General features: G+C 45.1%; 1 pseudogene and 1 riboswitch. The pseudogene reads right to left on the bottom strand.

Going from position 1 to position 772, the window contains the following annotated elements:
• Nucleotides 1-342, bottom strand: a pseudogene (locus A3739_RS21435) (phosphomethylpyrimidine synthase ThiC); the annotation flags it as partial.
• A gap of 55 nt (nucleotides 343-397) precedes the next feature.
• Nucleotides 398-529: riboswitch (TPP riboswitch) on the bottom strand.
• Nucleotides 530-772 lie beyond the last annotated feature (243 nt).

The raw sequence follows: 772 nt of genomic DNA, 5'->3' as shown, positions 1-772 counted from the left end.
GCCTTCAAGCAATTCGGTGTCGCTGCGCTCTAGAATCCATTTTTCACGCATTGGACTTAAGCCTAAACGCACGTCGATGTCTTTATTTGGATCTGTATATGGGCCTGAGGTGTCGTAGACACGAACTGGAGGGTTATGTTCTTCCTTGCCGTCTTGCAGCTTGGTTGGACTTAGTTCAATTTCGCGCATAGCCACTTGAATGTCGTCGCGACTACCTTTTACGTAGATTTTTTTCGACGCAGGAAATGGCGTCATAGAAAGTTCATCGACCGATGCTGTTTTGGAGATATTTGCGTCGGTGATCTTTGCGTTTTTAGCTGGCTGCTGTGGCGTGTTGCTCATGTATGCTCCAAGGTAATTGTTAGGGAGCAATCTGCTGATAACGACTCAAACGTTACAAAACGAGCAAACTGTTCCCTACGCTGGTATTAACCAAATCAGGTTCAACGGGTCCTGCTTTTACTGTGGATACAGCGCATAGCTAGCAGTCTCAGCTCCCTAACCACTGGAAGCTCCCCGACAGGTATGAGAAGTGTATGACTAGCTGATCAATTCAGCAACTATTTACAACATGAAATAAAAGAAACGGAGCATGAGGCTCCGTTTTTAAAATAATAGCGCTGAACCACACAACCCAAACTACGAATCTCTCCAGGCCCTGTTAAACGAATTAATCAATGGTTCTAATAAGTACTGAGCAGGTGCACTTAAGCCAGTAATAATCATTACTTCTGTTGGCATGCCAGGGTGAATGGATAGAAGGTTCCCGTCA

This window comes from Oleiphilus sp. HI0067 (assembly GCF_001635735.1).
This window is presented reverse-complemented; position numbering and strand designations above follow the sequence as displayed.